General features: G+C 44.8%; 22 protein-coding genes. 12 read left to right on the plus strand and 10 right to left on the minus strand.

Annotated elements, in window-relative coordinates; translation table 11 throughout:
• Window positions 1-34 precede the first annotated feature (34 nt).
• The gene (locus tag C5I45_RS09580) at window positions 35-853 is read left to right on the plus strand and encodes a M15 family metallopeptidase (protein ID WP_003153703.1); all 819 of its coding nucleotides are present in this window, start codon (window positions 35-37) and stop codon (window positions 851-853) included.
• 43 nt (window positions 854-896) lie between these two features.
• Here C5I45_RS09580 and C5I45_RS09585 read toward each other — a convergent pair whose 3' ends face one another.
• Window positions 897-1,151 (minus strand): hypothetical protein, encoded by a 255-nt coding sequence (locus tag C5I45_RS09585; RefSeq protein WP_003153704.1) that lies wholly within the window; start codon window positions 1,149-1,151, stop codon window positions 897-899.
• A 92-nt stretch (window positions 1,152-1,243) separates the two neighbouring features.
• A complete protein-coding gene (locus C5I45_RS09590; protein WP_025852453.1) occupies window positions 1,244-1,945 on the minus strand; it encodes a class I SAM-dependent methyltransferase in 702 nt (233 codons plus the stop codon).
• Between the two features lie 146 nt (window positions 1,946-2,091).
• Here C5I45_RS09590 and ctpA point away from each other — a divergent pair, with 146 nt between their 5' ends.
• Window positions 2,092-3,495 carry a carboxy-terminal processing protease CtpA gene (ctpA, locus tag C5I45_RS09595; RefSeq protein ID WP_003153706.1) on the plus strand — a complete coding sequence of 468 codons (1,404 nt, stop codon included), beginning with the start codon at window positions 2,092-2,094 and terminating at the stop codon, window positions 3,493-3,495.
• 60 nt (window positions 3,496-3,555) lie between these two features.
• Here ctpA and C5I45_RS09600 read toward each other — a convergent pair whose 3' ends face one another.
• Window positions 3,556-4,281, minus strand: coding sequence for a GntR family transcriptional regulator (locus C5I45_RS09600; RefSeq protein ID WP_003153707.1), 726 nt, complete (start codon window positions 4,279-4,281; stop codon window positions 3,556-3,558).
• A 248-nt stretch (window positions 4,282-4,529) separates the two neighbouring features.
• On the opposite strand from C5I45_RS09600, the gene bglA reads away from it, so the two are divergent.
• Both bglA and C5I45_RS09610 read left to right on the plus strand, forming a co-directional pair.
• Window positions 4,530-5,972 (plus strand): 6-phospho-beta-glucosidase BglA, encoded by a 1,443-nt coding sequence (gene bglA, locus C5I45_RS09605; RefSeq protein ID WP_003153708.1) that lies wholly within the window; start codon window positions 4,530-4,532, stop codon window positions 5,970-5,972.
• 147 nt (window positions 5,973-6,119) lie between these two features.
• Window positions 6,120-7,598, plus strand: a complete 1,479-nt coding sequence (locus C5I45_RS09610) for a glycoside hydrolase family 30 protein (protein WP_107994345.1) — start codon at window positions 6,120-6,122, stop codon at window positions 7,596-7,598.
• Between the two features lie 35 nt (window positions 7,599-7,633).
• Here the strand turns inward: C5I45_RS09610 and C5I45_RS09615 are convergent, their stop codons facing one another.
• Both C5I45_RS09615 and C5I45_RS09620 read right to left on the minus strand, forming a co-directional pair.
• Window positions 7,634-9,124, minus strand: coding sequence for a sodium:solute symporter family protein (locus C5I45_RS09615; RefSeq protein WP_014305212.1), 1,491 nt, complete (start codon window positions 9,122-9,124; stop codon window positions 7,634-7,636).
• Complete coding sequence (locus C5I45_RS09620; RefSeq protein WP_003153716.1) at window positions 9,124-9,324, minus strand: DUF3311 domain-containing protein; 201 nt, start codon at window positions 9,322-9,324, stop codon at window positions 9,124-9,126. Before C5I45_RS09620 ends, C5I45_RS09615 begins: the two co-directional genes overlap by 1 nt.
• Before the next feature lie 185 nt (window positions 9,325-9,509).
• On the opposite strand from C5I45_RS09620, the gene C5I45_RS09625 reads away from it, so the two are divergent.
• The gene (locus tag C5I45_RS09625; protein WP_003153719.1) at window positions 9,510-10,433 is read left to right on the plus strand and encodes a ring-cleaving dioxygenase; all 924 of its coding nucleotides are present in this window, start codon (window positions 9,510-9,512) and stop codon (window positions 10,431-10,433) included.
• Between the two features lie 2 nt (window positions 10,434-10,435).
• The gene (locus C5I45_RS09630; protein ID WP_032868766.1) at window positions 10,436-11,038 is read left to right on the plus strand and encodes an alpha/beta hydrolase; all 603 of its coding nucleotides are present in this window, start codon (window positions 10,436-10,438) and stop codon (window positions 11,036-11,038) included.
• A gap of 43 nt (window positions 11,039-11,081) precedes the next feature.
• Here the strand turns inward: C5I45_RS09630 and C5I45_RS09635 are convergent, their stop codons facing one another.
• Entirely contained in the window at window positions 11,082-11,690 is a 609-nt protein-coding gene (locus C5I45_RS09635; RefSeq protein WP_003153727.1) for a nitroreductase family protein, read from the minus strand.
• Window positions 11,691-11,819: 129 nt separating this feature from the next.
• On the opposite strand from C5I45_RS09635, the gene C5I45_RS09640 reads away from it, so the two are divergent.
• Window positions 11,820-12,161 (plus strand): transcriptional regulator YodB, encoded by a 342-nt coding sequence (locus C5I45_RS09640; protein ID WP_107994346.1) that lies wholly within the window; start codon window positions 11,820-11,822, stop codon window positions 12,159-12,161.
• 39 nt (window positions 12,162-12,200) lie between these two features.
• On the opposite strand, the gene C5I45_RS09645 is transcribed toward C5I45_RS09640, so the two are convergent.
• Both C5I45_RS09645 and C5I45_RS09650 read right to left on the minus strand, forming a co-directional pair.
• Window positions 12,201-12,569 carry a hypothetical protein gene (locus tag C5I45_RS09645; protein WP_014305208.1) on the minus strand — a complete coding sequence of 123 codons (369 nt, stop codon included), beginning with the start codon at window positions 12,567-12,569 and terminating at the stop codon, window positions 12,201-12,203.
• A gap of 54 nt (window positions 12,570-12,623) precedes the next feature.
• Complete coding sequence (locus tag C5I45_RS09650) at window positions 12,624-13,013, minus strand: tautomerase family protein (protein WP_003153733.1); 390 nt, start codon at window positions 13,011-13,013, stop codon at window positions 12,624-12,626.
• A 201-nt stretch (window positions 13,014-13,214) separates the two neighbouring features.
• Between C5I45_RS09650 and C5I45_RS09655 the strand changes: the two genes are divergently transcribed.
• Window positions 13,215-13,454: a hypothetical protein gene (locus tag C5I45_RS09655; protein WP_003153736.1), complete on the plus strand. Its 240-nt coding sequence runs from the start codon at window positions 13,215-13,217 to the stop codon at window positions 13,452-13,454.
• 33 nt (window positions 13,455-13,487) lie between these two features.
• On the opposite strand, the gene C5I45_RS09660 is transcribed toward C5I45_RS09655, so the two are convergent.
• Entirely contained in the window at window positions 13,488-13,952 is a 465-nt protein-coding gene (locus tag C5I45_RS09660) for a hypothetical protein (RefSeq protein ID WP_003153738.1), read from the minus strand.
• A 97-nt stretch (window positions 13,953-14,049) separates the two neighbouring features.
• Here C5I45_RS09660 and rarD point away from each other — a divergent pair, with 97 nt between their 5' ends.
• The 4 genes from rarD (at window position 14,050) to bshB2 (ending at window position 16,322) form a co-directional block, all read left to right on the plus strand.
• Window positions 14,050-14,946 carry an EamA family transporter RarD gene (gene rarD / locus C5I45_RS09665; protein ID WP_003153740.1) on the plus strand — a complete coding sequence of 299 codons (897 nt, stop codon included), beginning with the start codon at window positions 14,050-14,052 and terminating at the stop codon, window positions 14,944-14,946.
• Window positions 14,947-15,013: 67 nt separating this feature from the next.
• Window positions 15,014-15,292 carry a hypothetical protein gene (locus C5I45_RS09670; RefSeq protein ID WP_003153742.1) on the plus strand — a complete coding sequence of 93 codons (279 nt, stop codon included), beginning with the start codon at window positions 15,014-15,016 and terminating at the stop codon, window positions 15,290-15,292.
• Complete coding sequence (locus tag C5I45_RS09675; protein WP_003153743.1) at window positions 15,289-15,639, plus strand: YojF family protein; 351 nt, start codon at window positions 15,289-15,291, stop codon at window positions 15,637-15,639. Before C5I45_RS09670 ends, C5I45_RS09675 begins: the two co-directional genes overlap by 4 nt.
• A gap of 17 nt (window positions 15,640-15,656) precedes the next feature.
• Window positions 15,657-16,322: a bacillithiol biosynthesis deacetylase BshB2 gene (gene bshB2 / locus C5I45_RS09680; protein ID WP_003153744.1), complete on the plus strand. Its 666-nt coding sequence runs from the start codon at window positions 15,657-15,659 to the stop codon at window positions 16,320-16,322.
• Between the two features lie 27 nt (window positions 16,323-16,349).
• Here bshB2 and C5I45_RS09685 read toward each other — a convergent pair whose 3' ends face one another.
• On the minus strand, window positions 16,350-17,198 hold the full coding sequence (locus C5I45_RS09685; protein WP_003153745.1) for an STAS domain-containing protein: 849 nt from the start codon (window positions 17,196-17,198) through the stop codon (window positions 16,350-16,352).
• Between the last annotated feature and the right edge of the window lies 1 nt (window position 17,199).

Below are 17,199 nucleotides of genomic sequence, written 5' to 3' on the forward strand. Positions count from 1 at the left end.
CGCCCTGATTCAAAAAAAGAAAGGTAAGGGTAAAATGAAGAAATCCACTAAATGGTTCTCGCTCGCTGCCGCTCTCAGCGTAACCGCAATCGTGGGCACCGGCTGCAGCATTTCAGGCGGCGACAGCCATAAGGACACAAAAACAGCAGCTGAAACAAAACAATCAGATGACACATCAAGCAAAAAAACAACGAAGACAGAAAACAGTGATTTTGTATTGGAGAGCAAATATTTTAATGATATTAAAGAAGTGAACGGGCTTGAGACCATTCAAAACCCGACAAATACACTTGCGCTCGTAAATAAGACATATACGCTGCCGGGAGATTATAAACCGAATGATCTCGTAATCCCGAAAGTCGAATTTTCTTTTACTGAGAAAATCGAGAAACGATATATCCGCAAACCTGCCGCCGATGCTTTGGCGGAACTATTCAGCGCCGGGAAAAAAGAAGGTTATGACCTGGTTGCCGTTTCAGGATACCGTTCTTATGACAGACAGAAAGTTATTTTCGATAATGAAGTCAGTCTGAAAGGTGAAAAAAAGGCGAAAGAAGCCGTCGCATATCCGGGGCAAAGCGAACACCAGACGGGGCTTGCCATGGACATTTCAAGCAAAAGCAACGGATATGAGCTGAATGAGGCGTTCGGAAACACGGCGGACGGCAAATGGGTGAAAGACCATGCGTATGAATACGGCTTTATCATCCGCTATCCTAAAGGCAAAGAAAATGTTACAAAGTATGAGTATGAACCATGGCATTTACGCTATGTAGGCAAAAAAGCGGCAAAAGCCATCCATGACCATCAATTAACGCTTGAAGAATATTTTAATGAAGTAAAGAAAGTGTAATGAGAAGAAGCCCGCTTGAAAAATAGAAAGCGGGCTTTCTTTATTACCAGAAGAGCAGACCTCCAAGCGCAAATCCGGTAATGAAACCAAGGCCGATACCGTAGGCTGCTCCCCAGCCTCCCCAGCCTCCTCCCCAATAACCGAATCCGTACCCTCTGTGACGGCCGCCGACAGGGGTGATATACACTTTGCTGTTAGTCACCCGTACGATTCTTCCGACGTGGACTCTGCCGTTTCGTTCTGTAATTCTTGCTACTTTTCCTTGGTGCTGCCGGCAAAGATGATAATAGTTTTGCATCTTTTCTCCTCCTATCCAACCTATCTTTCTATGTCAGCTTATGATAGAGTGCGGTAAAAAGGTTGGACGAAAACAGGAGGACAATTGCCGTTTTACTTGTAAGCGACAAAAGCGCAGTGTCCCATATATTCACGGTACGTCTGCATAAGCTCGTAATGAGCCGTCAGCGTATCGTAGTGAACCGGCTGAATAACGGGCGATAAATCCATTTCTGTAGTCGGCTCCTGCGCATTGTTTTCATAGACAGCGGGAATGAAATCCGCTTTCTGAAAGCCTTGCTGAAGCAATCTCTGTTTCCATGCGGTTTCATCCTGCAATACGGTAAAACCGTAGAAGTCTTTTATCTGCGTGATGGCGTTTTCCGGCATGGGCTTTTGTAAAGCAGCTTCAATGCCGATCAGCATGCCCCCGGGTTTAAGGACCCGCAGGATTTCAGACAGCGATGAATCAAGATTTGAAAAGGTGAGAACTGATTCGGAAAGAACGGCGGAAAATTGATTTTCAGCAAACGGAAGCCGCTCAAGCTCCGCTAAATAGCCCGGAATGGTTAAGCCTTCAGCGGCAAATCGTTTTGCTGCTTTTTCAAGCATAAGAGGATCCTTATCCACACAGGTGACGGGATACAGCAGGTGGCCGAGATAAGCGGCCGTCTGTCCCGTTCCGCAGCCGGCGTCAAGAATCGGTTCGCCAGGAGGAGGAGCCGCTTTTGCGAGAACGGCTTTGGAAAAAGCGAGCCCGCCCGGGTGAGCCCCTCCGACTCCGAATAAGGACAGCATTTCTAAATATTTGCTCAAAGGCCGAATCCTCCTTTTTTCCTCAGCATATGTTAAGAGAAAAGCATAGGTTTGGGTAAACGGGAAAGAAGGGCGCCTCACGTTTGAAGTTGACGAATGAGCGTTCGTCTATGATAATAATGTAAGAATAAAAAGGTGGTGTTTTCTTGAAGCGGCAATTTAAACTGTTTTTTATTATATTGATCACTGCGGTCGCAGCCTCGGCGCTTACGCTGTTTATCACGGGCAATACGACCATTTTCGGACAAGGCTCGGCTGCTTTGACGAACAGCAAATTTGAGAAATTCAATAAAGCCTATGAGCAGATTAAAAGTGATTACTATCAAAAAACAGATGACAGCAAATTAGTAGACGGAGCGATAAAAGGCATGATCAGTTCCCTGGATGATCCGTATTCTTCTTATATGGATCCTCAGGAAGGAAAGTCGTTTGAAGAAACAATTTCCGCTTCGTTTGAAGGCATCGGCGCACAAGTGGAAGAAAAGGACGGCAGCATCCTGATCGTATCGCCGATTAAAGGGTCACCCGCGGAAAAAGCGGGGGTTAAACCGAATGACCAGATCTTGAAGGTCAACGGCAAAAGCGTTAAAGGCCTTAATGTAAACGAAGCCGTCGCATTAATCCGCGGCAAAAAGGGAACAAACGTCAAGCTTGTGCTGCACAGAGCGGGTGTCGGCGATCTGAACCTGTCGATCAAACGTGACACCATCCCGGTTGAAACGGTGTACTCTGAAATGAAAAAAGGAGACATCGGCGAAATCCAAATCACATCATTCTCCGAATCGACGGCAAAAGAGCTGAATTCAGCCATTGACAGCCTCGAAAAACAAGGAGCGAAAGGATACATTCTCGATTTAAGGGGCAATCCGGGCGGCCTGATGGATGAAGCCATCAAAATGAGCAACATGTTTATCGATAAAGGGAAAAATATCATGCAGGTCGAATACAAAGACGGCACGAAAGAAGTCATGAAAGCGACGAAAGAGCGCAAAGTGACAAAACCGACAGTCGTCCTCGTCAATGACGGCACCGCGAGCGCCGCGGAAATTATGTCGGCTGCGCTGCATGAATCATCCGGAATTCCGCTCATCGGCGAGAAAACGTTCGGAAAAGGAACCGTGCAGACGGCAAAAGATTACAGCGACGGTTCTACCGTTAAACTGACAATCGCAAAATGGCTGACAGCGGACGGAGAGTGGATCCATAAAAAAGGCATCAAACCGCAATATCAGGTTAAGCTTCCTGAATATGCGAACCTGCCGTATTTAGATGCGAAAAAAACATACAAATACGGGGATTCCGGAACGACCGTCACCAATGCGCAAAAAATGCTGAAAGCGCTGGGGTACAGCGTGAATGTAAACGGCACGTATAATAAAGCATTTGAACAAGCAGTCAAACAATTCCAAGCAAAAGAGAAGCTGAAACAAACAGGTATTTTAACGGGAGACACAACGGCAAAACTGATGACGGATCTGCAAAAACAGCTTGCGGACAACGATACACAAATGAAACAAGCCGTTGAAACATTAAATAAGAATATGAAATAGTAAAAAACACCCGATGCGTCGCTCGCGCATGGGGTGTTTTTTATTTGCGAAAAGCCCGTCTTATGTCGTTTCCTGTTCAAAAAGGTGGCTGTTCGCCTGAATGAAAAACTGTGATTGCTCATAGTGATAGGTGACTTTTGAGAAATCAAACGGCTGGCCGTTGGTTAAATGAAAAATCGTTTCAACGCAAAGCTTAGGCGCTCCTGTAAACAGACCTAAGTACTCCGCTTCTTCCTCATTTAACATCCCCGCGTACAGATATAAATCTGAAAAACCGCGCTTTAACCCGAGACCGTCTCTAATATAATCAAATATTGATTCTGCCACGATCTCTTTATTCAAATACGTAATAATGGATTTGTTGTAAAATGACTCTTCGATACACAATGTCAGCCCGTCAATATATCGGATTCGCTTGACATAATACACGTCGCCGTCAGGCGGCATATTCAGATTTTGGGCAGCCTCAGGCGTGGGTTTTCTCACTTCCAGCGCTAATAATTTGGAAGTGACATTAAAATCTTCAAGTGATTCTTTAAATCCCTGATTAGAAAGCAGACTGATATACCCTTTTCTTTTATTCCGTCTGACAAAAATGCCGCTTCCCCTCACTTGAAACACAATCCCCTTTTTTTCTAATAAATCTAAGGACTTGGTGATCGTGCTTTTGCTCACGTTAAACCGGGTCATTAAGGTTTGCAGCACAGGCAGTTTATCCCCTTGCTGCAGCTGATGTTCTTCTATGTATTTTTCAATATCTATCGCGATTTGCTGGTATTTTAACATATCCATTCCTCATTCATTTATTGTCCCGCTTCTTTCAGAATTATAGCATAATCGTTTTTAAAAGCCATTTCGTAAATTAACTATAATTGTTTATGTATTGATAAATTATACCGGTACAATTATAATGTAAACGTATAATATGAAAATGAAGGCAGGAATTCTTCTACACCTGCGAAGCGGTGCTTGAAGCTGCTGCAGTGCATTTATTCGGTATGCAAGCGGCAGTCAAATAAAGGAGGATATAAACGATGGGGACATTGCCAAAAGATTTTTTATGGGGAGGCGCTCTGGCCGCCCACCAATTTGAAGGGGGATGGAATAAAGGCGGCAAGGGGCCGAGTGTAGTGGACGTCATGACGGCAGGCGCGCATGGTGTGCCCCGGAAAATAACAGATACAATTGAAGAGCGGGAATTTTATCCGAATCATGAAGCGATCGATTTTTATCATCGTTATAAAGAGGACATCGCATTATTCAGCGAGCTGGGCCTGAAATGTTTAAGAACGTCCATCGGCTGGAGCAGAATTTTTCCTAAAGGTGATGAAGCGGAGCCCAATGAGGAAGGATTGGCTTTTTACGACCGGGTGTTTGATGAATTGCTGAAACATGGGATTGAACCGGTAATCACGCTGTCACATTTTGAGATGCCGCTGCATTTGGCGAGGGAATACGGCGGTTTCAGAAACAGAAAAACAGTCGGATTTTTTGTGAAATTCGCTGAAGTGTGTTTTGAACGCTATAAACATAAGGTGAAGTATTGGATGACGTTTAACGAAATCAATAATAAGATGGATGTGAATAATCCGATCTTTTTATGGACGAACTCGGGCGTCGCCGTTAAAGAAAACGAAAACGCAAAAGAAGTCATGTATCAGGCCGGCCATCACGAACTGCTGGCAAGCGCATTGGCTGTTTCGAAGGGAAGAGAAATCAATCCTGAGTTCAGGATCGGCGCGATGGTATCACATGTCCCGATTTACCCGTACTCATCTCACCCCGATGATGTGATGCTGGCTGAAGAAACGATGAGACAGCGCTTTTTCTTCCCGGACGTCCAGGTTCGCGGATATTATCCAAGCTATGCGTTAAAAGAATTTGAAAGAGAAGGCTATCAGATACACTTTGAAGACGGTGATGAAGAGATTTTGAAAAATGGCCGAGTGGACTACCTCGGATTCAGCTATTACATGTCCACTACCGTAAAAAGTGACGTGATAAACGATAATACCGGGGATGTCGTAAACGGAGGATTGCCAAACGGCGTGGAAAATCCTTATATTACAGCGAGTGATTGGGGCTGGGCGATTGACCCGACCGGTTTACGGTACACATTAAACCGCTTATACGACCGCTACCAGATTCCATTATTTATCGTGGAAAACGGATTCGGCGCCATTGACACATTAGAAGAGGACGGTTCAATTCATGACGCTTCAAGAATTGAATATTTATCGTCACATATAAAAGCTTTGGAAAAAGCAGTCACATATGATGGCGTGGATGTAATGGGCTATACACCATGGGGAATTATTGATATCGTGTCATTTACAACCGGAGAAATGAAAAAACGCTACGGCATGATTTATGTTGATCGGGATAATGAAGGCAACGGTTCAATGAAGCGGCTTAAGAAAGACTCATTTGAATGGTATAAAAAAGTGATTGAAACAAACGGCGCATATGTATCCTAAAGGTATAAAAAGGGAAGGCTTCACCGTTGTGTGAAGCCGGCTTTTTATCAGTAACTATGAAAGCGCATTCATTAAAACGGGAAGGAGGTGACTGTCCGGCTTTTCATTTAGAATCGCTTATAAAAATAAGGAAAGGGATGGTGGTTCATGTTTTTTAAAAAAAGTCTGCACATGACCCTGGTTTTTCTTGTGTTTTTCTTTTTCATATCAAGCAGCACGGAAGCCGAAGTGTATGCGGCTGATCGGAAGGCTTCAGACAAAAACAAAGTAAGGGTGTGGTTCAGTTCTGAAAAAGATCCGGCTTCCCGTACGTGGTATGACGGGCCGCTGGAAGTGAAATACGCCTTAGACGAACAAACACCGCTTACATGGACAAAAAAGAAGACTTCTGACTCCGCCGCCGTGTATATTGATCCGTCGCGCCGCTATCAAAGTGTGTTAGGCGTAGGATCGTCCCTGGAAGAATCCACAATCCATAATTTATCAAAAATGACACCTGCAAAAAGAAAAGAAGTGCTGAAAAAATTGGTTGATCCCAAAGATGGTATCGGCATGGACGTTATGCGCATAACGATCGGGACATCTGATTTTACGGCACAGGAATTTTATACGTATGACGATATGCCTGAAGGCCAAACAGATCCTAAGCTCCGTCATTTCTCGATCCAAAAGGATATTGATTTACACATTACAGCAACCATCAAGGAAGCGCTGGCGATAAATCCGGAACTGAAAATCATTGCCTCACCGTGGAGCCCGCCGGCTTGGATGAAAACGAATGAAAACCTCAAGCGGGGAAAGCTGAAAGATAAATATATCGGCGCACTGGCCGTTTACTTCCGCAAATTTATTGAGGCGTACGAAAAGCAGGGAATTCCGATTTATGCGATGACCCTTCAAAATGAACCTTTGCTGGAAATCGACTATCCGAGCATGTACATGCCGCCGTCTCAGCAGCGCAAACTGGCGATAGCCGTGAAAAAAGAATTGAAAAAACACATAATTGACACGAAAATTTGGATTTATGATCACAATGCGAGCGGGGCGTGGAACTATATTCCGCCGATTTTAGATGATAAAAAAGGAAACCGGGCGGCAGACGGCATCGCTTTTCACGATTATGACGGTGACCTTTCTGTCATGTCGGAAATCGGAAAGAGATATCCTGATCAATCTATTCACTTAACGGAGCGGTCTGTCTGGGGGACGGCAGGGGCGGATCGGATCGCACAGTATTTCCGCAACGGCGCGTCGAGCTACAATGCGTGGGTGACGATGCTCGACAGTCAAATTAAGACGCATCATTGGATAGGCACCCCGGACCCGACGCTGTTTATTCAGGATGCTAAAAACCCTGACCGCTATTGGAATATCCCGATCTTTCATATGACAGGCAACTTTTCAAAATTTATCGACCGGGGAGCAAAGCGGATAGAAAGTAATTACGGCTCCAAAAACACAGTCTCGAATGTATCGTTCCTTAATCCTGATCAATCCATTGTGACAGTCGTAATCAACCAGACATCTTCAGAACAAAAATTCCATGTCGTTTCAGAAAATCGGCAGTTTGAAGCCGTCATCCCGGCTAAAACCGTCGCCACCTACAAATGGCAGCACAAAAAGTAAAAAAGCCGGCACATCGATGTGCCGGCTTTTTTCTGTTAAGCGCCTTTTTGGTTCAGTTTATCAGAGGGCGCTTTATTGAATAAACCGTCTTTGACGGCGTTTGAAGACGCTTTTTTTACAAAAAACGGGTTAAGGATAATAACGGCTGCCATGTTAGCGGTCAAACCCCAAAACCCTTCATATATACCGTGGGCGGATTGGGTGATATTTACCGTGAATGTCACGATAAGACCGACGAGAAGACCGGTAATTGTCGCTTCTTTCGTTTGATTCTTCCAAAACAGACTGACGGCGATAGCCGGAAAGATCTGAACCATGCCGGAAACACCGAGAAGCTGAAGGGTAACGAGCGCAGTCGGGAACAGCATACCGAATAAAAGCGCGAGCCCGATGACGACAAATACCATTGAACGGGTGATCATCGTCAGCTTGCTTGGTGACACATTCGGGTGAATCAAATCCCGATATAAGTTATTCGCAAATAAGTTTGATGCTCCGATGGCCATGATGGAGCAGGGAATCAATGACGCAAGGGCGATCGTGGAGTAAGCAAATCCCTGTGCGACTCCGCCGTAAGACGTTTGAATCAGCTTCAATAAAGCGAGCCGCGGATTGGTATCTTCCGGCAGGACAAGAAACGCGATAAAGCCGAGAAAAATAACAAGAATCAAAACAATATTATATAGCGGCAGAAACATGCTGTTTTTGCGGACGGCATCTGCGCTTTTTGCCGTAAATACGCCGGTTGCCGCATGCGCCCACATAAAGAGCGCCAGCGCAGATACGATGGAAGCTGTGATAAACCAAGGAATTCCTTTCGGCCCCGAATCCGGTATCGTCAGCATATGCGGCGCTTTTTCAGCCAAAGTGTGAATCATCGGCGTCCAGCCGTGAAAATGGATCAGCGGGAGTGAGACGACCATAAACAGCATAATCACCCACACCAGAATGTCTTTAATAATCGCCGTAAACGTCGGCCCTTTAATTCCGCTGAAAAAAGTATACAGCGCTACAAGAATAAAAGAGATGATGACGACCATATTGACATTAATGACACCCGTTCCGGCCACCTGAAGCGTATCTTGAATCCCGCTCAGCTGGAGACAAATATAAGGAATGAGCATAAGAACGCCGACAATGGCGACAAGACTGGCCAAAAGTTTACTGTCAAAACGCTCACGGGCATAATCGGCAAGCGTCGTTAATTTGTGAATTTTTGCCACTTTCCACAATTTCGGCAGAAAGAAATAAGCGATAAAATACGCCAAAACAGAATACGGGATTGCAAAAAAAGCAACGCTTCCCCCTGTGTAGGCTGTGCTTGTTAAGCCTAAAAACGTATAAGCCGTATAGAGATCCGCGCCGACTAAAAACCAGACGAGGAGCCCCCCGAACCGTCTGCCGCCGACAGACCATTCCTCAACAGAAGTACGTGATGATTTGTCTCTTCCGGCTATAAAGCCGATACAGACAACGGTTAAAACGATGACGGCTGTAATGATCAATGCTGTTATATTTGCGGGCATCAGTCCAGTCCTCCTTGTTTCTTCTGCAGCCTATAAATAAGAAACGAACATAATGGAGTGACTGCGATCCATAAAAGCAGCCAGAAATGAAAAAAGGGCAGCCCGATAATGATCGGATGAACCCGATTAGCGACTGACAGCAGGGCCAGCTGGCTGAAAGGGATTAAGATGAGAACGAAAATTAGTGCTTTTCTGACCATTTACTTTCCTCCTGAAACTTGATAATGCTCCTTATCATAGCAGGTGTCAGATAAGATCACAACATATTTTTCAGAAAAAAAAGAATTCTATTACTTTTTTAACTGAAACACTTTAGTTGCATCTTCATTCATATTAAATTAGAATAGTTAATATCTCGAAATCAAGATATTTAGGAGTGAATACATTGAATACACAAGGATTGCACCATGTTACCGCATTTGCAAAAGATCCTGCTGAAAATCTTCGGTTTTATACTGAAGTGCTGGGTTTGCGGCTCGTTAAAAAAACCGTTAATTTTGACGACCCGGCCACTTATCACTTTTATTTCGGCAACCAAAACGGAGAGCCGGGCACGATCATTACATTTTTTCCTTTTCAGGGAAGCCGCCCGGGAACCGTGGGAAAAGGGCAGGCCGGAAGAATTTATTTCTCCGTGCCGAAAGGAGCACTCGCGTTTTGGAAGCGCCGGCTTGAAGAAAACGGCTTGTCTGTAAAAGAACAGATCATGCTGTCTGAACAAGTCCTTCTCTTTAATGATACAGAAGACCTGCCGCTTGCCATAATGGAAGATGAAAGAAGCGGACAGAGTGAATGGACTCCTTCGGGCATTACTGAAAAAGAAGCGATCACAGGCATGAGAGGTGTTCTTCTGTACTCATACCGTCCTGAAGCAACCATTCAATTTCTCATAGAACGCTTCGGTTATTCAAAGACAGGAGAAGAAAATCAAATTGTCAGGCTGCAATCGGAGGCACGGATCGGACATATTATAGATGTTGACCTTGCTCCGAAAGAAGCGGGAGCCGGCGGTTACGGGACAGTTCATCATGTCGCTTTCCGCACGAGCGAAAAAGAGCAGGCGGAGTGGAAGGATATTCTTGCTGATTCTCATCTTGCTTCATCTGACATTCTTGACAGGTCATACTTTACTTCAATCTATTTCAGAGAAAGCGGCGGCATTTTATTTGAAATGGCAACCGACGAACCGGGCTTTATGACGGATGAATCCTTTGAAAATCTCGGAACAGAGCTGAAGCTTCCGGAATGGCTGGAAGAGCATCGCAGTCAGATTACAGCTGTTCTGCCCAAAATGGAGAAAGGAGAATGATGATGAAACATATGTTTGAACAGGGAACGTCAGAAAATGTTCTGCTGCTTTTGCACGGAACGGGAGGAAATGAACATGATCTTCTGTCGCTCGGACGTTTTATCGATCCGAACGCAAGTCTGCTGGGGGTCAGAGGATCAGTGTCGGAAAACGGCATGCCCCGTTTTTTTAAGCGGCTGAAAGAAGGGGTATTTGACGAGAAAGATTTAATTGAACGGACGGAAGAATTAAAGAATTTTATTGATGAAGCGGCGCAAATGTACGGGTTCAGCAGAGAAAACGTGATTGCTGCCGGCTATTCAAACGGCGCCAATATTGCAGCAAGTCTTTTGTTTCATTATAAAGATGTACTGAAAGGAGCGGTTCTGCATCATCCGATGGTGCCGATACGCGGAGTGAAGCTGCCTGATATGGAAGGGCTGCCTGTGTTTATCGGTGCGGGAAAACGCGATCCCCTATGTACAAAAGAAGAATCGGAGGAGCTTTATCAGTATCTGACAGATGCTCATGCATCCGTTGCTCTTGAATGGCAGGAGGGCGGTCATCAGCTCACACAGCAGGAAGCCGAGCAGGCACGAGCCTGGTACAGTGAGCGATTCCTATAAAAAACCCTTAGTCTGCTTAAGCGGACTAAGGGTTTCTTTCATCTTACAGCCAAGTTGACACTTTAGATACAGGCAGCCGGTTGCTTTTATGCGCCGGCTTAACGGCTTTACCGATTGAAATCAGCATGACGGGCACGAAACGCTCGCTCACGTCGAATTCTTTAACGAATTGCTCTTTATTGAATCCGCCGATCGCGCAAGTGTCGTAGCCTTTTGCTTTAGCGGCAAGCATCAGCTGCATCGCTGCTAAAGAAGCGTTTAAAAATGCTGAATCGCGGGCAAACTGATCATTTTGGTATGCACCGTTAATCTGGCCTAAAAGCGTTTGTTTAATCTCTTCTGTGATATTGCCTTGCTCAGCCAGTTCAGCATAAACGTCTTCACCATTTTCATTTGCTTTTAAGTCGCCTAATACGGCAATAACTGCTGATGAATCAATAATCTGTTTTTGATTAAAAGCAACCGGAAGCAGGGCAGCTTTTGCTTCATCACTGTGAAAAACTTGAAAATGCCAATGCTGAAGGTTCCAGGCGGAAGGCGCTTGCGTTGTGATTTCAAGGAGTTCTGTCAATTCCTCTTTTGTAATGACCGCGTCTTTATCGTATTCTTTAACAGATGCGCGTTCCTTTAAAACGTCTAATACGGATGTCATCATGTTTCCTCCTTCGGATAAACGTGTTATCATAATAGAAAAGTTAGAAGCTTACTAAATGTAACTTGAAAACTAATTTTAATGGATCACAAAAAACTTGTCAATTCATAGATGAAGGGATGAATTCACGTGGGATATACAATGTGTCCTAAAATGGAATCCGCTTTTTCTCTTTTGGGAAAACGCTGGAACGGCCTCATTATCCATGTACTGATGGACGGGCCGAAACGATTTAAAGATATGACCGAAACGATACCGACAATCAGTCAAAAAATGCTCGCGGAGCGGCTCAAAGAGCTGGAACAAAATGAAATCGTCGAGCGTCAGGTGCTGCCAGAAACACCTGTCAAAGTCATTTATAAACTGACTGATAAAGGCATGGCCCTGCAAGCCGTTTTTCAGGAAATGCAAAAATGGGCAGACAGTTTTTACGAGCCCGGGGGATCTGCCAACGACACATGTCATGAATAATAAAGGCTGCCCAAGGCAGCCTTTACTTAATGATAATGTTTAATCGTCATAAAAACCATTAATATCAAAATTGTTCAGATTGAGGTTCAAGCCTTTTAATTGCTTTAATAAAGCATCGAATGTAAGGAAATGATCATTTTTACATTCCGCCGGAACATCATCTGGAGAAAATAGTTCCATTCCTCCCTCAATCCACTGTTTCCGGTATAACTGAAATGCCGCTTCAATTAAATGATCAGGCGTTACAATAAACCCTAAGCTTACGTCATGGTCCTCACTGTAGCCGAATTCAAACCCGCAGCAAGGGCAGATATCAAATGTTTTTTGATATTCGCCGTTATAAACGGGACTTGTCTCTAATCCTTTAAATCCGCATATCAAACAAGGATACAACTCACTAACCAACATACATCCCTCTTTTATTCAGTTTGAAATCATCCAAAAAACAAGCAGGGAGGCCTTTTACAGTTTCCCGGTTAAAAACTGAGCCTCACCGAGCCCGAAGCTCCAATCGGCGTTCCCGTTTTCTGTAATGGAAATCATGACGTCCTCGGGTGATATGCCGCATTCTGTTTTAAGCTGATCAGCCATCAGTTGATATAACGTTTCTTTCTGATGTTCGGTGCGCGCTTTGCTGACAATGCTGATGATGACAAGATCTTTGCTTCTTTTGAAACCGAGCCCGGTATCTTCAATGATAAGCTCATGAGGCCGATGCTGGTGAACGATCTGATAACGGTCCGTTACTGGGACGTCAAAAGCTTTAACCATGGCGTAATGGGCGGTATCCAGTAATTTTTTTAATGCTGCGTCATCCCGGCCTTCAATAACGTCAAAACGAAGTAATGGCATATTTTATTCCCCCTGATGGTTTTATAATGTCGCAACTTGTAAAAAAAGTATAACAGTTAATCAAAATATAATTAAATTATAACCAAATTGTTTACATGTTAACGCAATATCAAAGAGAGGCACAAGTTGTTACAATCGCCCAATCAATTTCCTCATTTTATGAATACGCTTAAGAATAGGCAGACATAAAGGAGGAAAAACATGTACCCTCGTCATGCATTGTATCGCGGGAATTTCGGTCCTGCCGGATTTCCGGCGAGAAGTCCTTTTTTGTTCGGCGCTCCTTTATTCGGCGGATTTTTAGGCGGTCTTCTCGGAGGCGTGATTGCCACAGGTTTTACAAGACCCCGCTATCCGTACGGGTTTGCCGGTTACGGATACGGAGGCGTCCCATACGGCGGTTTCGGGCCGGGAGCCGGCGGTTATCCGCCATTTTATTAAGAAAAAACGGCCTGCATCGCGCGGGCCGTTTTTTTATCTTAAAATCTCCACTTCCGATAGATTGTAGTCTTCCTGTTTTGAAAACATAACTTCAATCATCCCGTCTTTATAGACTGCTTTTGTTCCTTTCCGTTTGACGAGGCTCGGAAGTACGATTTCTTTTTTTCCTTCTCCCAGGCTGCTGTTCTCTACAACGAGGCTGTGTGACGTATGCTTAATCCTGATACGGTCGAGTTCCTCTTGTTCGGCGGGAATTTTCGCAAAAACATGATCGGATGTTTCAAACAGGTCAATTTCCGGCTTGGGCGGTTCCGCTTCGACCGGATCGGCCTTTTTGGACATCGGGTCGCGAAAAGGGAACTGTCCGGCATAACCGGCGCCGAATACGCTTTCCATCACTCGGTTGACATATGTCTCGACATCTTTCGGATCAGCATTTTTAAACGTTTCTTTAGAGAACTGATTTTGGAAGGGAAAATATCTGTTCCAATCAAACACGGCATCTCACCCTTTCTTAACGGACAACATAGTATATGCCCGCCGGAAGCTTCCCGTGATATAATATAATCTGTTTACAGAAAGGAAGGGGAAGGCCGTGCAAGGGAATAACGTAAGAAAAGGAATCATTTATACCGCTTGTTCTTTCGTCATGTGGGGGCTGTTTCCGGTCTATTGGAAACTTCTTGAACAAATACCCGCATTGGACATTTTAGCTCACCGGATTTTATGGTCATTTGTTTTCATGTGTGTGCTTTTAACTGTGCTTAAGAAGTGGAAAACCGGATGGCGTGAACTGCGTCTTTTGAAATCGGAAGGGGGCCTGCTGGCGCTTTTTTTCGCTTCCGTTTTAATTTCCGTTAATTGGTTTGTGTACATATGGGCCGTCAATCACGGCTTTTTGCTTGAAGCAAGTCTCGGGTACTACATTAATCCGCTCGTTTCCGTTCTTTTGGGCATCCTATTCTTAAAAGAAAAGCTTAACAAGATGCAAACAGCAGCCGTTTCTATTGCCGGGGCGGCCGTGCTCATATCTGCGTTTCAATATGGCGCGGTTCCTTATATCGCATTGCTGCTTGCATTCAGCTTCGGTCTGTACGGCTTATGTAAAAAAAGAACCCGCATGTCCAGCACGATCGGGCTGACGCTGGAGACGCTTTTGATTACCCCGGCTGCACTTATTTATTTAGGATATACAGCTGACGGGAGCACTTTTGGGTCCTTGGGGGCAGGAACATGGGCGCTCCTATTTTTCGCAGGCGTATTTACGGCCCTGCCGCTGTTATTGTTTGCAGAGGGGGCAAAGCGTCTGCCGCTGTATCAAGTCGGCATTTTGCAATATATAGCGCCGACCATCACCCTTATGCTTGGCGTATTTGTGTATCATGAACCGTTTTCCGGGCAAAAAGCGTTTACCTTCATTTGTATATGGGCAGCATTGCTTTTGTTTACCTTTTCACAGATAAAATGGAAGCGGCCGATAAAAAGCCGCTAAGCCTTTCGCTTTCCAGCGATAGCTTAAATTATGTATAATCATTACGAGTATGTAAAGGAGCTGTACAATGGGCACTGATAAAGACATAGCAAAAGCCTATCAGGCACTGTGGAATAACCGCACTCTCCCGGCTTCAACCCTTGAAGAAGCGGAAAAGGCGATTGATCTTGAACTGCTTGATCAAAGAACACATCCGAGGCTCCGGAAGTCACCCGAGGAAAAGTTTGCTCTGGCGGTGCAGCGAATTGTAGATTCCCGGCTGCGGCCGATTGAGAAATATGAATTGGTTGAACTACATACGAAGCGTTTGCAATTTTTAAAAGAAGAAAGAGGGGAGCAACTATGAAAGCGATCATAAAAGAAGATGTGCAAACTTCTTTAGAGCGATATGCCGATCGTCCTGTATATATCCATTTGGAAACAACGACCGGTTCTTATTCAGCGCATCTGAATGAGAAAAATATGACGGTTGTAGCCTATATACGCAATGCAAAAGTGACGTACCATCAGGCGAAAATCAAAGGAAACGGCCCGTACCGCGTCGGTTTGAAAACAGAAGAGGGCTGGATTTACGCAGAAGGTTTGACTGAGTATACAGTAGATGAAGAAGACCGTTTGTTAATGGCGGGGCATCTGCCGGGCGGAAAATTGGCGATTTCGCTTCAAATCAGCGAAAAGCCGTTTACAGTTTAAAGAAAAGGGTGAAAATCATGAAAGAACATGTACTCGTCATCCTGCCTCACCCTGATGATGAATCATACGGAGTGGCAGGACTGATTGCTTTACACAGACAAAAAGATATTCCCGTTACGTATGCATGCGCAACGCTTGGCGAAATGGGCCGGAACATGGGAGATCCCTTTTTCGCGAACCGTGAAACACTGCCGCTGTTAAGAAAGCAAGAGCTGATTGACGCATGCAAAGCAATGGACATTACTGACCTGAGAATGCTCGGGCTTCGTGATAAAACACTTGAATTTGAAGATGACGAGTGGCTCGCGGATATGATGGAAGAGATTATCGACGATGTAAAACCGAGTCTGATTGTCACATTCTATCCGGAGCACGGCGTCCATCCGGATCATGATGCATGCGGCGAAGCGGTCATCAGAGCGCTTTACAGAAAGAAAAAAGAGGACCGCCCGCGCACGCTTTGCATGGCAATCACCCGCAACAGGGAGGAAGCCGTCGGCAAGCCTGATGTCATTCTTGATATTAAAGAGGTTGCCGATATTAAAATGAATGCCTTAAAAGCGCACCGCACCCAAACGGAAGGCATGCTGAGAGAGCTGGAAGAAAAATTAAAAAATAACGAGCCGGTTCTTCAGACATGGTTTGAAGAAGAAGTGTATTGGACATATCCGTGGAAAGACTGATAAAAAAAGGGATAAGGCTGAAATGCCTTATCCCTTTTTTTGTGTCAGGTCGGAAGCGATCGCTTCCGCAAGCGAAGACCGTATTGATAAATTTGAAAAACTCAGTCCGAGCTGCACCGCGGTTTGGGCGATTTCAGGACGGATTCCGGATAACGTCGCTTTCACGCCGAGCATTCCGAGTGATTCAATTAAGGTGAAAAGCTGTTGAGCAACCATCGTATCAATCATGGCTACGCCTGATAAATCAATGTACAGCTGCGTGATGCGCTTCTCTGAACACTGGTGCAGCGTATTCTCCAAAATCATTTTGGCTCTTGCCGTGTCAATATCCCCGATCAGCGGCAGCAGTCCGACATTGTCAAAAAGCACAATTACCGGCGAGCTCAGCTCTGTAATCAATTCTTTTTGCGCTTCAAGCTGAATGTTTGTGTTTTTATACATTTCCTCTATGAAAATATGAATGACCACATCAAACGATTTAATCAGCGTATGGAATATATCTTCGGCATCTTCTTCTGTCACGGTGTCTGAATGAAGTCTGGTAAACTGCTTTACATGGCCGACATACAAATCACGAACTCTGATAAACTCGCGAATGATGTAATGGATGGGAGTTTTTAAATGTTCTTTATCCCGTGCGGCTTCAAACGCCCACTTTTCCAATGCCGCTGTATATACTTCCTTCTCTTCAGAAAAAATCCGATTGAGTTGATAATTAAACGCCAGATTTTGTTTTTTCAGATTTGTGAGAACAGCCGGGTCAGTAGAAGCATAAACAGAATCAGGATCCGTATCATGAAGGGTATCAAACCATGTCTGACTGATGTCCTCCGCCCGTTCGGTTAAATAATCGTACAGCAGTTTATGTTTTGGCATT

The sequence above is a fragment of the Bacillus sp. ZY-1-1 genome (genome assembly GCF_003047165.1).
Lineage (GTDB): Bacteria > Bacillota > Bacilli > Bacillales > Bacillaceae > Bacillus > Bacillus velezensis.